At 65.9% G+C, this 14,715-nt stretch carries 10 protein-coding genes and 1 pseudogene; 6 read left to right on the plus strand and 5 right to left on the minus strand.

Features of this window, described 5'->3' with window-relative positions; all coding sequences use genetic code 11:
• Nucleotides 1-70: 70 nt before the first annotated feature.
• The gene (locus tag VI480_RS04990; RefSeq protein ID WP_323671718.1) at nucleotides 71-607 is read left to right on the plus strand and encodes a YbhB/YbcL family Raf kinase inhibitor-like protein; all 537 of its coding nucleotides are present in this window, start codon (nucleotides 71-73) and stop codon (nucleotides 605-607) included.
• Nucleotides 608-710: 103 nt separating this feature from the next.
• Nucleotides 711-2,510 carry a hypothetical protein gene (locus VI480_RS04995; RefSeq protein WP_323671719.1) on the plus strand — a complete coding sequence of 600 codons (1,800 nt, stop codon included), beginning with the start codon at nucleotides 711-713 and terminating at the stop codon, nucleotides 2,508-2,510.
• Nucleotides 2,511-2,522: 12 nt separating this feature from the next.
• On the opposite strand, the pseudogene VI480_RS15600 reads toward VI480_RS04995, so the two are convergent.
• From VI480_RS15600 to VI480_RS05010, 3 genes and pseudogenes are all read right to left on the minus strand, one after another.
• A pseudogene (locus VI480_RS15600) lies at nucleotides 2,523-3,623 on the minus strand (RNA-binding domain-containing protein); the annotation flags it as partial.
• Nucleotides 3,583-6,003: an AAA family ATPase gene (locus VI480_RS05005; protein ID WP_323671721.1), complete on the minus strand. Its 2,421-nt coding sequence runs from the start codon at nucleotides 6,001-6,003 to the stop codon at nucleotides 3,583-3,585. The gene VI480_RS05005 and the pseudogene VI480_RS15600, both read right to left, overlap by 41 nt.
• A gap of 657 nt (nucleotides 6,004-6,660) precedes the next feature.
• On the minus strand, nucleotides 6,661-7,374 hold the full coding sequence (locus tag VI480_RS05010; protein WP_323671722.1) for an alkylhydroperoxidase-related (seleno)protein: 714 nt from the start codon (nucleotides 7,372-7,374) through the stop codon (nucleotides 6,661-6,663).
• Nucleotides 7,375-7,585: 211 nt separating this feature from the next.
• Here VI480_RS05010 and VI480_RS05015 point away from each other — a divergent pair, with 211 nt between their 5' ends.
• Nucleotides 7,586-8,515 carry a Dyp-type peroxidase gene (locus tag VI480_RS05015; protein WP_323671723.1) on the plus strand — a complete coding sequence of 310 codons (930 nt, stop codon included), beginning with the start codon at nucleotides 7,586-7,588 and terminating at the stop codon, nucleotides 8,513-8,515.
• Between the two features lies 1 nt (nucleotide 8,516).
• Here the strand turns inward: VI480_RS05015 and VI480_RS05020 are convergent, their stop codons facing one another.
• Nucleotides 8,517-9,293: an enoyl-CoA hydratase/isomerase family protein gene (locus VI480_RS05020; protein ID WP_323671724.1), complete on the minus strand. Its 777-nt coding sequence runs from the start codon at nucleotides 9,291-9,293 to the stop codon at nucleotides 8,517-8,519.
• A gap of 92 nt (nucleotides 9,294-9,385) precedes the next feature.
• Between VI480_RS05020 and VI480_RS05025 the strand changes: the two genes are divergently transcribed.
• Together VI480_RS05025 and VI480_RS05030 are read left to right on the plus strand one after the other, a co-directional pair.
• On the plus strand, nucleotides 9,386-10,573 hold the full coding sequence (locus VI480_RS05025) for a phytanoyl-CoA dioxygenase family protein (protein WP_323671725.1): 1,188 nt from the start codon (nucleotides 9,386-9,388) through the stop codon (nucleotides 10,571-10,573).
• 470 nt (nucleotides 10,574-11,043) lie between these two features.
• Nucleotides 11,044-12,411 (plus strand): HNH endonuclease signature motif containing protein, encoded by a 1,368-nt coding sequence (locus tag VI480_RS05030; protein ID WP_323671726.1) that lies wholly within the window; start codon nucleotides 11,044-11,046, stop codon nucleotides 12,409-12,411.
• A 135-nt stretch (nucleotides 12,412-12,546) separates the two neighbouring features.
• Here VI480_RS05030 and VI480_RS05035 read toward each other — a convergent pair whose 3' ends face one another.
• Nucleotides 12,547-13,443, minus strand: a complete 897-nt coding sequence (locus VI480_RS05035; RefSeq protein ID WP_323671727.1) for a LysR family transcriptional regulator — start codon at nucleotides 13,441-13,443, stop codon at nucleotides 12,547-12,549.
• A gap of 84 nt (nucleotides 13,444-13,527) precedes the next feature.
• Here VI480_RS05035 and VI480_RS05040 point away from each other — a divergent pair.
• The coding region (locus VI480_RS05040) for an FAD-dependent oxidoreductase (protein ID WP_323671728.1) at nucleotides 13,528-14,715 on the plus strand (1,188 nt) is incomplete at its 3' end.

Below are 14,715 nucleotides of genomic sequence, written 5' to 3' on the forward strand. Positions count from 1 at the left end.
TGCACACGCTGCACCCATGATGATCGGCCCGCCATCATGAGACCGGTCAGCGAACAGAAAGGCGCCCGTCATGCCACAACCTCCCAGCCCCTATGACTTCCTTCCTGCAGTCGCGTCGTTCGAGGTGCGAAGCGACGACGTTGCCGAGGGGCAGATGCTCCCGATGCCGCAAGTTTCGGGCATCTTCGGCGCCGGCGGCGAGGACCGGTCCCCGCACCTGTCGTGGTCGGGCGCGCCCGAGGGAACCCAGAGCTATGCCGTGACCTGCTTCGATCCCGACGCGCCGACCGGCAGCGGTTTCTGGCACTGGGTGGTGTTCGACATTCCCGCCTCATGCGCCGAGCTCGCCTCAGGTGCCGGCGACGCCGAAGGCAGCGGGCTGCCCGACGGTGCCAAGCAGCTTCGCAACGACGCGGGACTGTCGGGCTACCTGGGCTCGGCGCCGCCGGCCGGCCACGGCCCGCACCGCTACATGTTCGCCGTGCACGCGCTGAGCGTTGCCTCGCTGCCGATCGACGAGAACGTCTCGCCGGCAATCTGCGGCTTCAACATGTTCGGCACCACGCTGGGCCGCGCCCTCCTCACGCCCATCTACGAACAGAGCTAGCCATGGCGGCCGGAAGCGCCCACAGCGGCGTTCCGGCCCCACCGGCTCGAGCGAATGGCCTTGCGATGCGCCGCCTCGCTCGGAATGACGACGTGGGGGAACCGTGCTTGAGGACGATCACGATCTGACCGACGATGATCTCGCTGCCCTCGAGGTCATCTACCGCGTCATGTGGGAGGACGAGGGCGCCGGGCTGCACAAGCATGTGGCCCGCAGCTTTCGAGCGTGGGCTCAGACGCAGCATCCGCATCTCGACGTGGCCGACGTCGAGGGCGACGGCGGCGACGACGGCCAGATGGCGCGGGAGAACGGCAGCCGCGTCGACCTGACGCGGGCCACCAGGACGAACGGCGGTGTCACGACGACGACATTGGAGCTCACACAGCACGCCGCACTGGGCAGGTCGGTGGTCACGATCCGGGTTCTCAGCGGCAATGGCGAAGCCTGGGTTTGGGTGGATGTCGAGGCGCCTCACATCGCTGCGACGCCGGGGAGCCTCGGTGCGGCCGACCCGGGGGTCCCCGCTGCGCCCGGTACCGACTCCGGGCAGTCGCGCTGGGCCCAGCTCCGCTCGACGGGAGCGGAGTCGCTGGTGTCCGAGTTGCTTGACACCGCCCACCGCCGGGGCGGGCGGCCTCACCTCGGCCGTGAACCGCTCACGACCTCGCCGGTTCCTGTCCGTGATGCCGAGCACGCCAAGGCCATCCGCAATGCGGTCTTGTCGCCCGATCGACCGGTGCCGTACCTCGTGCTGGCGTGGGATCCCATCAACCCGAACACGGCACTGGGCGACATGACCCGGCGAGCGCAGAGCGCGGCTTCGCAGGTCGCCGGCTTGGCTCGCGTCTTTGTCATGCCGCTGGAAACGCTGACACCGTTCCAGCGCCTGATCGGCGGCGAGATGGACCTCGAGCCCGGCGAGGCCCGGCTGTACCTGCCCGGTGAGCACGAGCCGCACCGGCACCGCACGCTCGCCAAGGAAGTGGTGCGTTCAAGCCCGCATCAAGCCGGCCGCTGGGCAAGCCAGCTGTTGAGCCTGGCCATGGTCGAACGCGAGCCGCCGACGCTCTTCAGCCAATCCCAAGCCGAGCTCGGCAGCCAGCGCAGGGCACCCGAACTTGCCTCGGGCTCTGGCTTGCACGAGCGCATCGAGGCGCTCGAATCTGAGCGTGACGATCTGTGGGAAGCGTTGTTCGAGACGCGCGAGCAGCGACAGGCAGCCCGGGATCAGCGTGACGAGATGTCGCAGCAGGTGCTCGACATGCAGGACGAGCTTGAGCTGGCGCAGCTCCGGACTGAAGAGCTCCAGGAGAAGCTCATCGACAAGGAGGACCAGATGGTGGAGATGCTGGTCCGAGTCGGCGAGGCCGGCACCCCGATGGTGACCGACGCCGCGGGCAGGAAGTACCCGCCGGTGACCTCGGTGAGCCACGCGCTGCAGCTGGCACGGGCCAACCTCGTCCGGGTCGAGATCCCGCCCGAGGTCGACCAGCACGTCGCGGAGCTCGACAACTCGATCGAGGCGCGGTCATGGGCCCGCAGCGTCTTCGACGGGTTGCTCGCGCTGGAGGCCTACGCCCACTCAGGCGCCGAGTTCGGCGACTTCCGGGATTGGTGCAAGTCGAGCAAGCACCCGCGCAAGTGGTTCGCGAATTCGAAGAAGCTGGCGATGCGCGAGTCCGAAGAGGTGATGAGGCGATCCGAGCTTCGGCGCCTGCGGGACATGCCGGTGTCGGCGCGCGTCAGCGACGCGGGCCACATCGTCATGGAGGCGCATCTCAAGCTCTCCAACGGCGGCCTGGCGCCGCGGCTCTATTTTCATGACGACACCGGCCGCATCACCGGCAAGGTGCATGTGGGCTATATCGGCCCGCACCTGCCCACCAAGCGCTTCAGGTCCTGACATAAACCTCATCGTCAGCAGATAGTTGGCGATGGACTCGTTGCGGGAACGCGCTGACCCACCTGCTCGAACACTGTCGGGTGTCATGTGGTTTGGAAGCGAGCCCGGACTGGTCAGTTCGGCCCTGTCTTCGAAGACGTCTAGCTGAATCTTGGATCCGGTAATCGCGTAGTCGCGATGCGCGACTGCGTTGGTCAGGGCCTCCCGCAGTGCTTCGATCGGAAGCAGATAGCGGTCTGTACGCAGCAGCTCGCTGTAGGTCTCGAAGCGTCCGAGCGTCTGGAACCAAGCGAGTGCGCGTGTCAACTGCTCATCGAGTCGCCCAGTGGCGCCGCTGACGACGAGAGGTGGTGCGGCGCGGTCGGCACCCGCGTATGCAGCGCATTCGATCCGGAAACTCGCCGTCTGGGGATAGCGCTGCGGCTCGGTGCCAAATGCCAGCACTCCATACAGTGTCGGTCGTAGCTGGCCCCCGACGTCAACTAGGACGCTTCGATTGCGCAAGTCGTCATCGGCGTACGGTTGAGGTTCTTCTTCGGTCTCGATGCCGAGTTGTCGCAGATATGCACGGAAGGCGCCGAGATCGATGTCGCCGCTTGTAGCAGCTTCGATCGTCCGCTCCTCGGTGAGTATGTAGCCGAACAGGTTGTACAGGTCCTGCAGCTCTGATGGTGACGGTTCAACGCTGCTGCGACCCCGGCGGACCCACACCCGGCCGTCGTAGCGCATCGGCTCGAATCCACGTAGGCGCGGTACCTCGATCCAATGGACCCAGCCGAGGGGATCCTCGTGGCGACCGAGACGCGCGCTGACGGGCGAACTGCACCCGGTTTGCAGGAAGGAAGTCAAGCGTTCTTGGACCTGCTCGCTGTCCTCGGCGACGCCAATGACATGTCGGGAGTCGCTTACCCCGAGCACGACGAGACCGCCGTCGGTGTTCGCGAACGCACAGATCGTCTTTCCGACTTTGTCCCTGTCCCGGAAGTGAGGCTTGAACTCGGTGAACTGGTCTTCGCCGACAGCGATCCGATTGAGAATGTCGGTCCATTGCATAGCTGCTGTCCAAAGTTGCTCAGAAGCCGTATTTGAGCCGGCGCAGTCGGAATGCCTCATCACCGCCGTCGACGCTCTGCACGATCGCGTCGCGCACCGTCGGGTCTTCGATGGCCCCAGCGCATGCGATGTAGCCGTGCTCGCCTTCAGCATCGAGTTGGATGACTTGATCGGCATCGCCGTTCACGACGATGTTCGCATTGTGGGTGGCCACGATGACTTGACGACGCCCCTTGAGGCGATGAAGTGCTGGCAGAAGGGTTTCGAACAGAAAGCGATTGTCGAGTTCGTCTTCGGGTTGGTCGATCACCAGCGGGCGGCTGTCGCTCGTGGCCAGCAGTAGTGACAGCAGCAGGTTGACGCGCTGCCCGCCGGAGAGCTTGTCGAGCGGGCGGAAGCTCTGGTCGGACGTCTTGAACTCAAGCAGGTAGCGATCGAGGCAGCGCAGCGCCGCGAGTTCTCGGCGCTTGGCCGGAGTCATGCACCGGCGAAAAGTCTGCTGGACGGTGCTGCTCATACCAACCTTTTCCAGGCTGCGTTGGTCGAGGCGCTCCAGCAGCTCTTGGGGCGAGGGACGGCGCGTGCCATCGTTGTCGTTCCACCAGCGGGTAATGCCACGCTGGCCGAGACTCAGGATGAAGTCCTCTAGCGGTGCTGGGCGGCCGTCGTCGATGCGCCGTCCCGCGAGGTGCCCATCGAATTGCTCATCGACGGTTCGCAGGATCTCGTCGAAGAGTCGACGGTGCTCGTCGACAAGCTCATGTCTTGACTGCAGCGTGCTGTCGAACGACGCCTTGAGGTCACTCGATGTAGCACGCAGGCCATCCAAGTTGGCCCGATAGCTGTCCAGCAGAGACGCTCGTGCATTGAGTTCCTGGAATTCGCTGATCCGCGCTCCGTCGAACCCCTCTGCGGCAAGGATGCGATCGACCTGAACTCGCAACTCATCTCGTCGGGATTCGCGTGTCCGCAGGACTTCGGCGACTGTTTGCTGGACCTCGACAAGATTCCTGCGCAGGTCCTGTGCGGCTTCCGACGCCGACCGCCACTCCTCGAGGAGCCGTGCGGTCACGTCATCGCCCGAGTCGTCGAAGTCGGGAAGCGCAACGGCCTCTACTGACGAGACGACTGCGCCAGCCTGAGCGACGACTTCGTCAACGGCATGGGTGACATCGCGCCATGTCGAGGCGGAAGCGGTTGCACTGTTGAAGTCATCGACACCTGCGTCCGAGAACGCGGTGAGCGCGTCTTGCGCCTCTGTGCCGCGCTTCAGTGCTTGCTCGGCCTCTTCAATCTGGTCGTCGAGTTCGGCGAGCCGACGCGCTAGCTGATTGAGTTCGCGGTCATGTTCCTGCAGTCTTCGTTCGCATTGGCCGATGACGTCGGAAACCGAAGCCTTGAGTCGGGCCAGGATCTGCTGCACCGCGTCGGGGTCTTGTGTGAGGCTCTTCAACTCGCCTTGTGCAAAGAACACGGCGGGCCATCTCTCGTGCGCCGGCGCCGTCGGATCCCGGCCCGGACATTCGAGTTCAACCGCTGCCGCACCGGCAAGAAACCGTTCGGTTGCTCGTTCGCTTACCTGCTGTCGGGTCTGAGCATCCTGCGGTAGCGGTGCATCAACATGCACGCGCAAGCCATCGAGCAGAGTGCTCTTGCCGGTCATGCTGCCGCCGATCACGCAGGTCAAGTCGGGGCTGAACTCAAATCGGACTGGCCCGTCTTGGGGTGCCGGGCCAAAGAATGCCGCTCCGCCATCCACCGTTACCGACTTCAACCACGGACGCTCATGCTGCAGAGCATCTGGCGGCTCGTCCAGATCCTGCCATGAACCTTCTTCGTCTAGCTCGTGGCCAATCCGGACGCGGGTGCGCGAGGCGATAAACGCTTGACGCAGGGCCTCGATGGTCGGATTCTCCAACTTCACCCAGACATGACGTTTGCCTATGTCGTCAGCTGAGTGTGCACCGCTGCTGTGGAAGCAGGCCAGTCGGTGTTTCTCGACGAAATCCTTGACCCACGGCTGGCCGAGAAGCGCCTCGTCTGGCAAGGAGTTCATCGGCAATTCCAGAGCCGCCAACTCGCCGGCGTCGAAATCCTCCCTCCCGATATGTTCGCTTGGAGTTCCGAGGAGTCCGGTCTGGCCGAATGCGTCTGGGGCCAAGCTGAGGTAGTCCCAGGTCCGTTCGGCGGCAGCGACTCGATCCTGCCGCCAGTTGTCCCGCAACAATTCGGAGGCTCCGTCCGCTCTGAGCGAGGCGGTGGTGACTTGCTCTCCATTCCACGGGCTCCTGCCCTGCATTACAAGATCGAACAGGCCCAGGTAGCGCTCACAACCAATCTCTGGATCGAAGAGGAAGACGAGATCGAGGCCACCGCGCCCGTCGTTCAACCTTGGCATGAACCCTGGGAAGACGGCGAATATCTGCTGGCGGTAGGGCACCCCGTTGTCCTGGGCCGCCTGGTTCCACGCCTCCACGATGTGCCAAACAGCGCTCAGACCACCGGTCTCGCCGAGGCGCGGGCAGTTCGGGGTGAGTCCGAGCACTTGCACACCGTTCGCAACGGCTGCGTCGAGGAATTGCCGCGCATACTTCTCAAGTTGCTTCGAAGACGGCGAGGTCATGTCGAAATCAGCGGGCGGTTGTACAGCGCCGCCTGGTGCATCGTCGACTGTGTGGATGTGCAGGTCCGCCTTGAACCAGCGTGCGCCCGGGACGTCGCGACGCCAGGTATCTGCGTGCTGGCGCACAAATCCCACGTTCACACCTCCTGACTCGATTTCAATCGCAGTCCTGAGATGCGACGGTACAACCGTGGCGGGGCGCGGTGTTGCTGGATTCGCGCCGACGCAGACTCGCCCGGTCAGTCGCAGGCCTGTCGACCGGTAGCGGCTCAGCCGGCGGTCTGGCGGTCGCCCTGGGGATCGCGGCGCGACACGAACCCGTTGAGATCGCAGGCTTCGCGCACCGGCGCCGACATGTCGTAGGTGCCTGGATCCGCCGCCGTCACCTGCGTCGGAGCCGTTGACGGCTTCGTAGCTGACGTCCATGTCCTTGTTCTGGCCGCTCAGACCGAGCAGCAACGCGTGGGCAGACGTTCAGTAGAAGCACTCGTTGAGCTTGGAGGTCCGCGCCGCGAGCACCTCGATCTGGGGCCGGGTGAGCGAGTTGCGGTCGGACACCACATCTCCCCGCACTCGCTCCATGGGCACGTACTGGGCGTCGGAGAGGATGAACAGCGCCTCGTTCTCCGCCGGCACGGCGCTGAGCGCCTTGATGACGTTGGGCATCTTGATGTCGGCAGTGGGAACCCAGTGGTACTTCACGGCGGCAGGTGCGCCTTCCCGCCCCGGGGGGCCGTCGGCGGGCTCGTCCAGCTCGATGCGCGGCAGTTCCAGCGCGTCGGCAAAGCGATCGACGCAGTTGGACTGCGCGACCAGACCCACCAGCTCCACATAGGCCAGCGGGTCCACGCCGCGATCGATGATCGACTGGTACCAGTCTTCGGTCAGCGTTCCCGGGTGGTTGGTGATGCGCCAGACCGCATCGACCGCAGCGGCCCGCAGCGGGCCGTCGGCGTCGACGAGACCATCGATGCTGCTGGGCTGCACCCACGGCGGCAGCGTGCCGCCGTCGTCGGTGCGGTGGTCGCGGGCTGCGCGCACCTGCCGCACGATCTCGGCCCGCTGCTCGCCGGTCCACCACGTGCCGGGCCGCGACCAGCGCGCCGCGATCTCGCCATGGGCGGCTCTCAGATCGTCCCGGATCGGCAGCTCGGTGTCGTATGTGCGCTGTGGTGCTGTGATGCTCATGGCCGGATCTCCGCTGGTGGGGGCGGGGTCAATTGCCACATGCTGGCACACGTCGAACAGTCACACCGCAGCTATGCGGAACGGCGGGAACCGGCGGTGCGCGCGCCGTTCCGGTTGGCCTACGATCAGCCCCGCAATCTCGCCATGCCGCCGCTCGAGCTGCCCGGCGGGTTGCTTTCGCTTGCACTACCGAACCCCTCAAGGAGCACAGATGCCGACGCCGCAGAAGGCCATCTTCAACGAAATGGGCGCCAACCAGTGGTACGTCCACCTGAGCCGTGTCGAGGGCGCGGATCTCGGCGCGATCACGTCCGTTCTTGCCGACCTGCGGGCAGCGTGCGACGCCGAGGGCATCAACCTGACGCTCGGCTTCGGCCCGGGCCTGCTGCCCGAGCTCACCGACGACGTGCCTGACGACTTCCAGGCTTATGTCACCGTCCAGTCCGAGGACGGCTCGGGGCGTGAGGCCAAGGGCACCCAGGAAGAGCTGTTGCTGTGGCTGAACCACGACGACAAGGACAAGGTGTGGAAGGCGCAGTACGACGCCCGCACCGCGCTGGCGGGCCACATGGCGGTCGCTCGTGAGACGCCCACGTTCATCTACGGCGACTCGCTCGACATGACCGGCTTCAAGGACGGCACCGGCAACCCCGCCGACGAGGACCAGCCGGCCGTGGCCATCGTGCCCGACGGCGACGCGGGCGCCGGCGGCAGCCACATCATCGCCCAGCGCTGGGTGCACGATCTCGACGGCTGGAACGCGCTCTCCGATGAGCAGCAGGAGAAGAACTTCGGGCGCAAGAAGTTCCCCGAAACCGACAAGACCGACAGCCAGGAGCCCTACAGCCACCTGAGCCATGTGGAGCTGCGCGCGGATGGCAACCACGGCAACGAGGGCAGCGACAAGATCAACGAGATCGCCCGGCGCTCCACGCCGTACGCCTTCCACGACGGCACGGTGGGGCTGTACTTCATGGCGTTCTGCAAAGACCAGGCACCGCTGCGGCGCCGGCTGCGCCGGATGTACGGGCTCGACGACGCCAATGGCGTGCGCGATGCCATCACCGACTTCTCGAACCCGGCTTCTGGCTCGTTCTACTTCGCTCCCAGCACCGAAACGCTCGACGCCATCACCGGCTGACTCAACCCTGGTCGCGGAACCATTCGCGGGCTGACATCGAGGCGATCGCTTCCAGGGCCAGGCCGGTGTGCAGGTCATCGGCCATGGCGCGGCGCAGGGGGCGTACGAGTGCGTGGCGGGTGTTGCGCAGCAGGATCGGGTTGAGCTTGGCGAGGTCGGCGGCGATCTCCTGAGCTCGGGCCATGAGGTCGTCGGCGGGCAGCACCTCGCCCACGATGCCGAGCTCGTGGGCCTCGGCGGCGTCGATCTGCTGGCCGGTGAGCAGGAAGTAGCGGCCCCGGTTGGGGCCGAGCAGCAGCGGCCAGACGATCTGCATGCTGTCGCCGGGCACCAGCCCGCCGGGAAAGTGCGGGGCGTCCTGGAAGTAGGCGCCCTCGGCAGCCAGCACGACGTCGCACAGCACCGCGAGTTCCGAATGCACGGTGACCGGGCCGTTCACTGCGGCGATCATCGGCACCTCGATGTCGAGCATCTGGTCGACGAGCCGGTTGCCCTCCCAGATGATGCGGTCCCACACTGTCGCGTTGGCGCGCCCTTCGGCGAGCGCGTTGACCTCGTCGGGCAGCTCGATGAACGAGTCTCCGGTGCCGGTCAGGATCACCACCTTGATGTCACGGTCGGACGCCAGCGCCATGAACAGCTCGGGCAGCTCACGGTGCGGGCGGCCGCCCCATTGCAGCGGCCCGCCGCGGGTGTTCATGCGGACGGTCACCACCCCGGCGTCGTCGCGGGTCACCTCGGCGGTGCGGTATCGGTCTGCGTACTCAGCGAACTCCATGACTTCATGCTCGCAGAACACGGATGACCACGAGAGTGCCAGTGGCTTGCCCGATTACCATCGTTCCGACGGGGACTGCCTGGGGGAGCGCGATGACTGACGTTGCGGATCGAACCGAAGCGGCCGATGGGCCGACGAGAGAGCAGCATCACGCCGAGATGGCCGACTACCTGGCGGGCGGCGTGCAACGAGCCTGCGAGACCGGCAACCGGGGTCCGGTTCGTTTCGGGCCCGATGGCAAGCTGCATCCCGAGATCCTGGAGAATTACTGGAAGCACGGCTTCTACGTGTTCACCGGCGTCGTCGGCCCAGACGAGATTGCCGAGCTCCGGGCCGATGTGGGCGAGGTCATCGAGCGGGCGCCGGTGCGCAAGGGCGAGATCCTCGACCGCCTCGGCCGGCCCGCGCTGGGCCGCGACTACGCAGTCGAGCCGTACATCCACATCGCGCCGCTGTCTGACCCGTTCGGCGGCACCAGCGCCCTCGGCGGCCGCCACCAGGTCCAGATGGACCAGCCGACACCCGACGCCGACGCCCCGCCCGATGTCGTCTACCTCATCTTCGGCATGTGCCAGTCGATGCCCTCCGCACTGCGGCTGTACGGCCATCCCGATCTGATGTCGATCGCCGAGAGCATCAACGGCCCCGACTTCGTTCCCTACAACGACGCCATCTTCGTGAAGGAACCCGGGCTCGGTGGCTCCGTGTCGTGGCACCAGGACGGGGTCACCCACTGGGACAACCCCGACTGGGACATGGGCATCCACGGCTTCAACTTCCAGGTGCAGCTCTATGAGACCACTGCAGCGAATGCACTGTGGGTGGTGCCCGGCACGCACAAGCTGGGGCGCATCGACCTGCGTGCGAAGGTTGCCGACAACGGCGGCAGCACGATGCTGCCCGACGCCATCCCGCTGCTGTGCGAGCCGGGGGATGCGACCGTGGTGAACCGTCACATGGTCCACGGCTCTTATGCCAACACTTCGGCCGATCCGCGGATCTCGGTCACGTTCGGCTTCCATCGGCGCTCGTCCGTCGTCGGCGTGGCAGGTCAACTGCGGGTGCACGAGCGTGACGGCGTGGTCGTCTACGACGAGGAGCGGGTGTTCAAGAGGTCATCGGTGATCGCCGTGGCCATCGACGCCCGGGCGCAGCATCACCCCGGCGAGCGCCGCTACACCTACGCGCCCTTCGTCGGCCTCGAAGACGACTTCCGCTACAACGACGAGACGTTCGAGCGCGTCATCCGCGACTACAACCTCAACGACCTCGCCATCTAGCGCGGCGTTCAGGGCGTCGGCGACAGCGCAGTCACCCCGCGCCGCTCTTCGAGCGTCGGTGGCGTAGCCAATGAACGGAATCGGCCGGTTTGAGCGGCGGCCGGGGAGTTCAAGCTCGTAACCGCGCGGCATGTTCTCGATGAGCCGGCGTCCGAGGTGCACTTCCGGTTCGGCTCGCTCTTGCCAGACGTGCTCAAGAACGACAACACCGGTTGTTCGGCTTGTCTCGGCCCATCGGATCAGCCTTGATCGGCCGGACCAAGCGTCGCACTGAATGCTGACGATTCGATTTCTACGGACTCCAGCAGCGACCCGGGCGCAACTGGCCGCGCCTCCGCGGCCGCGTATCGGCCCCGTTCTGGAAGATATGTCAAAAAATAAAAACTATTAACAATTAATGTCATATAACCGTAATGAGTCTATTCATCTGAGAATGCCTATATGTGACATCTGTTCGTTATATTGAACACATGTTCTCGCACGTGGAGCAGGCGCTCGTGCATCTCAACACCGCCCTCGATGGCGTCGAGGCCGCATCTAGCCAGGCGCTGCGCCGAGCACTGGGTCTCTCGAAGCAACTCCGTAGCCGCGTCGAGTTGCTCGAAGCCAAGGCCGCTGCCGTTGTCGCTCAGCGCGAGAACCACGGCGACGGCGGTGCGGCGCTGGTTCATCAGCACAGCGGCCTGTCGCGCTCAGACGCAGCGCGCAATGTGCGCATCGATGCCGAGCTGACCTCGATGCCCGATGCTTACGACGCCGTCGTAGCAGGGCAAATCAGCCTTGCGAACGCGGCACGTCTCGCACACGCCGCCCGCAAGACAAGCCCAGATGCGGTCGACGGCGACCTCGAGCTGATCGGGTTGGCAAAGACTCTCCCCGTTGACGAGTTCGCTCACGCCGCGCAGCGCTGGACTGCCCGCCATCAAGACGCCGCTGATCTGGCGGCGCAGCAGCGCCGAAACCGGCGCAACCGCCATGTGCGGTTCTGGAACGGCGACGACGGCTCGGTGCAGATGCGGGGCTCATTCGACGCCGAGATGGGTGCCCGAATCCAAGATCGACTGCGTCGGCAGGCCGAAGAGCTTCGCCAAGCAGACCGTCGCCGAGAACGTCACCGTGAAGTCGGCGACGACGCCGGCGCCACCCCCGGCAGCTCGACCGAATCGGCAGCTCGGACCCGCGACCAGCGCATGGCCGACGCCCTCGACACGCTCCTCGCTGCCATACGCGCCGACGACGTGAGCGCAGCGGATGCGACGGCGTCGGGTCAAAGCGGGCGCAAGAGTGCCGCTGCAGAGATCATCGTGCGCGCCGACCTCGAAGCGTTGCTGGGAGAGGCCGGCGGTGTCGCCGAGGTCTGCGGCGTCGGTCCGATCCCGCCCAGCACCCTCGCACGGCTCGCTTGCAACTCAGACGTGTGGATCGAGTTTTTCGGCGATGAGTTCACTCCGCTGTATGAGACGGTCGCCAGCCGGGCACCAACCGCAGCGCAGCGACGCGCCCTTGTTGCACGCGACGGCGCGTGCATTGGCTGTGGGGCGCCGCCGGGCGAGTGCGAGGCGCACCACATCATCCCGGTGAAATGCGGCGGCAAGACCCGTGTCGACAACCTTGTGCTCGTCTGCTGGTCCTGCCACGACCGCATCCACGACCACAACTGGCAGGTCGTTGTCCGAGACGGCCGCTTTCGGCTCGTCCCTCCAAACCCGGCGCACCCCCCGAATCCGGCGCCTTCACGCAAACCCAGACGCTCCCCGCCGGGACGAAGACCGCCCACCGCGACCTCACAGCAAACGCTGCCTTCCATTACCCCGAAAGAGACACAGCCCGCAGCCTGAGCGCAGCTAGCCATCTGAGCCGAGCCGCCGCGGGTATGGCTCGGAGTGTGGGCGGTGGGGTGGCTTGGTGTAGGGACCGGCGGCTGATGCTGGAGGATGCGGGCGGCATGGTGCGCGGGCGACGGGGGGCGTGGATCAGGCTGCAGTTGGCGGGGCGTAGAGCTCGGCGACGACGTCGAGGGCTTGGGTCACCAGTGGCAGCGGTTCGCCGGAGGGGGTGAGCAGCAGCAGCGGGACTGAGGCGGCTGCGTCGGAGATGGGCACGTAGTGCAAGCCTGGCGGCCGGAATGTCTGCACGCTGGCGGGCACGATTGCCAATCCCTCGCCGGCGGCCACGAATCCCAAGATGGTGGTGTACTCCGTCGCCTCGATCATCGGGTCGTAGGCGACGCCTTGGGCGCTGAACATCCCAGCCAACACGGCGTGGAGGCTGGGCGACACCCCACGGTCGAAGCCGATGATCGGCTCTCCGGCCACGTCGCGCAGTGCTGCAGCCGGCTGCTGAGCCAGCCGGTGGGCGCCGCCGGCCGCGAGCAACAGCCGCTCGTGCATCACGAAGGTCGCTTCCACCTGGTCGGCGTCCCCGGCGGCCCTGCCGATGCCCAGATCGATACGCCCAGCACGCAGGGCTCGCACTTGCTCATCCGAGCTCAGGGTGTGCAGCTCGAAGTCGACCCGTGGCCAGCGGCGGCGATACTCAGCCAGCACGCGCGGCATCACCTCGTAGGCGGCCGAGTCCACGAATCCCACCCGCAGGGTGCCGGTCTGGCCCTCTCGACGCTGTTCCATCAGGCGCTCTACGCCGTCCGCTGCTGCGAGCAGCCGCACGGCTTCGGGATAGAGATACTTGCCGGCCTCGGTGAGCGTGACCCGCCGTGTGCTGCGGTCGAACAGGGTGGTATCGAGCTCGCGTTCGAACAGGCGGATCTGCTGGCTCAATGGCGGCTGGGACATGTGGAGCCGATCGGCGGCCCTGCCGAAGTGCAGTTCCTCGGCCACGGCAGTGAAGTAGCGCAGGCGTTGCAGGTTCATGAATGCGACTGATATGGGTTAGCTCTCAATTAATCCTATATTGATACTTTGACTCACCCAGAGCCGTGCTTAACCTGCATGGTGATGAGGGGGAACGGCCGCCTTGGACGGAAGCGTCCGCCCAAGTATTCGGCTGCGGCGCTGGCCTGGAAGGGCCTGCGCGGCGAGAGCTGGCCACGGGTGTGGCGCGACTGCGACCTGAAGCGTTCCTATGACGCAGTGGTGATCGGCGGTGGCGTGCACGGCCTCGCCACGGCCTACTACCTGGCTCGCAACCACGGCATCACCAACGTGGCCGTGCTGGACAAGGCCTACCTCGGCAGCGGCGGCTCTGGGCGCAACACCGCCATCGTGCGCTCCAACTACCTCACCCCCGAAGGGGTGGCCTTCTACGACCGCTCGGTGCACCTGTATGAGCAGATGGCGGTGGAGCTGAACATCAACGTGATGTTCAGCCAGCGGGGCCACCTGACGTTGGCCCACTCCGACGCCTCCCTGCGCACGATGCACTGGCGGGCCGAGGTCAACAAGCTGGGCGGGGTCAACTCGAGCGTGATCGGCCCCGACGAGATCAAGCAGGAGTGTCCGAGCCTCGACACCTCTGACCATCCGCGCTACCCGATCCTGGGCGCCCTGTACCACCCGCCCGGCGGGGTCGTGCGCCACGACGCAGTGGTGTGGGGCTACGCCCGCGCCGCCGACCACATGGGCGTCGAGATGCACCAGAAGACCGAGGTCATCGACATCATCTGCGAAGGCGGCGAGGGGCCCGACGGCAAGGGCGCGGGCGGGCGAGTCACCGGCGTGCGCACGAACCGGGGCGACATCTCCACTCCGATCGTGATCAACTGCACCGCCGGGTGGGCGTCGCTCATCGCGACGATGGCCGGCGTACGGCTGCCCATCACCACTCACCCGCTGCAGGCTGCAGTCACCGAGCCGGTGAAGATGTTCCTGCCGACGGTGGTGGTTTCAGGTTCGCTGCACGTGTATGTGAGCCAGACCGACCGCGGCGAGCTGGTCTTCGGAGCGTCGGTGGATCCCTATGCCAACTACTCGGTTCGCGGATCGCTGGAGTTCACCGAGGGGCTGGCCGGCCATGTGCTGGAGCTGATGCCCGGCGTTTCTCGCATGCGGATTCTGCGCCAGTGGTCCGGATTGTGCGACATGACGCCCGACTACTCGCCGGTGATGGGTCATACGCCGGTGGAGGGTTTCTTGGTGGATGTCGGCTGGGGCACTTATGGCTTCAAGGCGGCCCCGGTCTCGGGA

The organism is Candidatus Poriferisodalis multihospitum (assembly GCF_028283155.1).
GTDB lineage: Bacteria > Actinomycetota > Acidimicrobiia > Acidimicrobiales > Poriferisodalaceae > Poriferisodalis > Poriferisodalis multihospitum.

Coding starts and splice junctions, on each gene's coding strand:
- VI480_RS04990 (WP_323671718.1), top strand. CDS start 71: ATGCCACAACCTCCCAGCCCCTATGACTTCCTTCCTGCAGTCGCGTCG.
- VI480_RS05010 (WP_323671722.1), bottom strand. CDS start 7,374: ATGAGCATCACAGCACCACAGCGCACATACGACACCGAGCTGCCGATC.
- VI480_RS05015 (WP_323671723.1), top strand. CDS start 7,586: ATGCCGACGCCGCAGAAGGCCATCTTCAACGAAATGGGCGCCAACCAG.
- VI480_RS05020 (WP_323671724.1), bottom strand. CDS start 9,293: ATGGAGTTCGCTGAGTACGCAGACCGATACCGCACCGCCGAGGTGACC.
- VI480_RS05025 (WP_323671725.1), top strand. CDS start 9,386: ATGACTGACGTTGCGGATCGAACCGAAGCGGCCGATGGGCCGACGAGA.
- VI480_RS05030 (WP_323671726.1), top strand. CDS start 11,044: ATGTTCTCGCACGTGGAGCAGGCGCTCGTGCATCTCAACACCGCCCTC.
- VI480_RS05035 (WP_323671727.1), bottom strand. CDS start 13,443: ATGAACCTGCAACGCCTGCGCTACTTCACTGCCGTGGCCGAGGAACTG.